This is a genomic window from Lactobacillus sp. N54.MGS-719 (assembly GCF_000980505.1).
Taxonomy (GTDB): Bacteria; Bacillota; Bacilli; order Lactobacillales; family Lactobacillaceae; genus Lactobacillus; species Lactobacillus amylovorus.
In genome coordinates, this window is record NZ_LARO01000070.1 from 1 (window position 1) to 3,883 (window position 3,883).

Here is a 3,883-nt window from a genome sequence, read left to right on the forward strand (position 1 = left end):
TTTACAAGGACAAAATAATGACAATCCAGTCAACCATATTCAGCCAATCACGGTACCAGTAGGCTTGCCAGAATGACATATAAGTTAATTTTTTTCTTTTTCCTCTCCAAAGATAAGTAACAACATATTTGTTATCCTTTTTACCACGTAAAGTCTGAGGAATTGCGATCAGCCAACATAATACAATCAGCAGCAAAATGATTAACAGTATAACCTTCATATCTATCCTTCAGTTCTACTTTTTCCTTAAGAAAATTGCACCCATTGCCATGCCAAACGCTAATGCCCATAACGTGTCATTAGAAAAAATCATGGTCTTTAGACTGCCATTATTCGACTTGGTAATCCAATCAAAGATAAGATCAAGCAGTACAAACACAAGCCCTGTAGCAAGACACTGTAACCAAATATTCCATGAGGAAAGCTCACCCTTATTTGAAATCAAACTTACAGCAATCAAACCTCCAAATAATGTTCCCATTACCAATCCCAGCGCTAAAGCAATAATGATCTGCATTATGTCTAAATGCCAACCAGATCCACTGCCTATATACCATAATAATAAGGCTACGCTTACGACTGTGCCGATAACCATTCCTAAGATGATTTTCTTATTTTCACGTTCAAATTTTTGATTTTTCATTTAAGTCAACTCCATTTATCTCAAATCACAATTATTTACATTGTATTTTACATTATTGACATGCAAAAAAACTAGCATGGAATATTTTCCATGCTAGCTCTCTTAGTTGATTGATAATGCGATGTGACTTACTACTGCATCGTAGTTAGATTTTTTCTTATTTTGACTCTTAGTTTTCTTTCCAGCCTAAATCTTCAAGCATTGATGCCATTGCATTAGCTGAGATCTTGTTTTCTGCAAAGTGCATTGATTCTTGCTTCCAGCCGTCTTTTTCAAGCATGTTGGTCCTGTCTTCAACACTAACAGTCTTTACGTTAAATCTTAATTCAGTTTCAGTAGTTAATTCAGTCATCATCGTTATTACCTCTCAATCACTTATTTCTCTCTTCACGTAAGCCATCCTTCATAAAGCTTGATAAATCAACGTTTTATCCAACAAAAATATTTTTAGAATAATACAATAAAAAACAAAAATAACAGGAATAACCCTGTTATTTGGAGTTATTCCTGTCATTTAAATTATGCTTCTGTATATTCGCCTTCGCAGTAGTTAAATACTACTTTACGATCAGCTAATTCAACTATAATTCGCTGATATTCATGTGCATAGCCATGATGCGCTAATTTGACCGTCACTTGATCATGATCAACTTCAATATCGTACAAGTTATACTCGCCTTTTTGATACTCAAAGTCAACGCCGTTATCCTGATAGTGTCTATACTTGCTGCCATTACCAAATACTCTGAATGTCATATCTTTATCCGGTTCATCAGAAATATGGTCGACTTCCTTACCCCACGGTAGAATCGTATCTTTTTTAATAAATAGCGGTAATTTATCAATTGGAGCATCAACTAAAATTGTATTCCCACCTGAATACTCTACACCGTTCCAGAAGTCAATCCATTCACCTTTAGGTAAGTACACCGCACGCTTAGTTTGACCTTGCTGGACAACTGGAGCTGTCAAAATGTCCTCGCCTACCATATACTCATCGTTTAAGTTATACACATGTGGATCATTTTCATAATTTAAGACCAACGGCCGCATAACTGGTAGCCCAGTCTGAGTTTCACGGTAGAATTCATCATATAAATAAGGAATAAAGCGGTAGCGTAACTTCAAATACTTACGGTATATCGATAAGGTTGGTTCACCAAAGACCCATGGTTCTTGTGAGCGCGTACCAAGTGCCGCATGGTTTCTATAAAGCGGACTAAACAATGCTCCCTCAATCCAACGTGTTAATAATTCTGGCGTGGTATCAGCTCCAAAGCCACCAATATCAGTACCGGCAAAGCTGAATCCACTCATACCTAAGTTACATAATTGTGGAATCATCATTTGGACATGTGTCCATAAACTTTGGTTGTCACCAGTCCAAACTGTGGAAAACTTTTGCGTTCCTGCATATGCTGCACGCGTAATGACAAATGGACGTTTTCCACTGAATTTCTTCAAACCTTCATAAGTTGCTTTAGCCATGTTATGACCATAGACATTGTGCATCTTCTTATGAGTCGAAGCTTCTTCCTCGTTATGGAAGACGATATTGTCTGGAATTTCACCCTTGAAAGATGCAGGTTCGTTCATGTCATCCCAGATACCTGAAACGCCGAGGTCGACTAGGTACTTGCAGTTTCTAGCCCACCACTTACGTACTTCTTTACGGCCAAAGTCTGGGAAGACAGAATCGCCAGGCCAAACTTGGTTTACATAGACAGTGCCATCTGGAGCCTTTACAAAGTAGCCCTTTTCAATACCTTCCTTGTAAATCTTATAGTCATCATCTTTCTTAACGCCTGGGTCAATAATCGTGATGATTCGGAAGCCCAATTTACGCATCTTAGCGACGAATTTCTCTGATGACTCATAGTTATCCGTCCTCCAGGTAAATACGCGATAGCCGCGCATATAGTCGATATCCAGGTGCAAAACGTCGCATGGCAAGTCATACTTACGTAAGTTTTCCGCAATCTTCTCAACTTGCTTTTGGCTGACACTATAGCCCCAACGTGATTGTTGGTAGCCTAAAGTCCACTTTTGTGGCATTGGCACACGGCCCGTCAAATAAGTGTAGTTGGTAATAACTTCCTTGAGTGAATCACCGCCGATGATGTAGTAGTCGATGTTGCCGTCAACTGCAGAGTAGTAGTAATAGTCGTTGCTTTCCTTACCTAAGTCGATGTGGTTGCGGTAAGTATTGTCAAAGAAAATTCCGTATGGGTGCTTATTTTTCAGACCAAGCAAGATCGGAATTGACTTGTACAAACGCGTAAAGCTTTCGACTTGTGGGTCTGGATTATCGGTATTCCAGTTGTCATAAGCATAGTGACGCTTGTTAATAAAGCCCGTCTTGTCGCCCAAGCCGTAGAATTGTTCATCGTCTGCAAGTGACTTAACAATTTCGTAGTAATCCTTGTCGTGTGCACCAAGCAAATTCTTAACGTCATGGCCTTCGGATTCCGCTAATTTCAGATGTTCCTCGTCCATTTGACGATCGATTGGCGTACGCTTCTTACGATAATCGAGAATTAATGGATTGCCCTTTTCATCGTAGACATCGATCTTCTCGTCATCGTAGATCTTAACGGTAAGTTTAGCCGTTGATAATTCGACGTGGCCATCTTTTTCCTTAACTTTAAAGTCAGTCTTGATTGATTTATCGCCATCAATAGCATAAGAGTTGCTGGCGTTGCCGCGATCTTGAAAGACACGCACGATTTCTGGCGTGATCACCGTCAAAATCAACGGCTTGTTGTCATAATTTACAGTAAGTTTTTGCCCGTCTTGAATAAAATTGATAAGTTTGTTAACCATAATTTACCTCTATTTAAATCAAAGCTATGTATTCGCTTTCAATTTTAACACAATAAGTTTATACAACTGTCTTTCAAGCAACGAAAAAAGCTAGCAAATTTGCTAGCTGATAAGTCTAATTGAATATGTCTGACATTTTTGTCGGAATATTATTATTTTTGGCAAAATACTTTGTCAACTACCCTAGACTGAAGTCTAGGGCTTAGTGGCTCGTTAGCTTGCGCTAACCAGAACACCAACTTGCTTAGATACGGACTTGACTTACCAGCAATAGTCTTTTGACTATTGCCGATAGAGGTCGTCTAATTACCAAAGCCTTTTAAGTCCGCGAGTTGCTAACGGACTGCAGCCTTTCTAGGCTGCTTTTTTTATTTTAGGATTTTGCCACTTGCTTAATCCTTTTTCTAAGATGTTCAC

At 38.9% G+C, this 3,883-nt stretch carries 4 protein-coding genes; all 4 read right to left on the bottom strand.

Features of this window, described 5'->3' with window-relative positions:
• Position 1 precedes the first annotated feature (1 nt).
• Positions 2-220 carry a hypothetical protein gene (locus tag WS44_RS08650; protein ID WP_013642512.1) on the bottom strand — a complete coding sequence of 73 codons (219 nt, stop codon included), beginning with the start codon at positions 218-220 and terminating at the stop codon, positions 2-4.
• A 15-nt stretch (positions 221-235) separates the two neighbouring features.
• Positions 236-643: a hypothetical protein gene (locus WS44_RS08655; RefSeq protein ID WP_013086947.1), complete on the bottom strand. Its 408-nt coding sequence runs from the start codon at positions 641-643 to the stop codon at positions 236-238.
• 169 nt (positions 644-812) lie between these two features.
• Positions 813-998: a hypothetical protein gene (locus WS44_RS08660; RefSeq protein ID WP_013642513.1), complete on the bottom strand. Its 186-nt coding sequence runs from the start codon at positions 996-998 to the stop codon at positions 813-815.
• A 164-nt stretch (positions 999-1,162) separates the two neighbouring features.
• Positions 1,163-3,466 (bottom strand): glycoside hydrolase family 31 protein, encoded by a 2,304-nt coding sequence (locus WS44_RS08665; RefSeq protein ID WP_046434042.1) that lies wholly within the window; start codon positions 3,464-3,466, stop codon positions 1,163-1,165.
• Positions 3,467-3,883: the final 417 nt, after the last annotated feature.

Bases quoted from the DNA above. Each gene is read 5' to 3' on its own strand.
- WS44_RS08660 (WP_013642513.1), bottom strand. From the start codon at position 998: ATGATGACTGAATTAACTACTGAAACTGAATTAAGATTTAACGTAAAG.
- WS44_RS08650 (WP_013642512.1), bottom strand. From the start codon at position 220: ATGAAGGTTATACTGTTAATCATTTTGCTGCTGATTGTATTATGTTGG.
- WS44_RS08655 (WP_013086947.1), bottom strand. From the start codon at position 643: ATGAAAAATCAAAAATTTGAACGTGAAAATAAGAAAATCATCTTAGGA.
- WS44_RS08665 (WP_046434042.1), bottom strand. From the start codon at position 3,466: ATGGTTAACAAACTTATCAATTTTATTCAAGACGGGCAAAAACTTACT.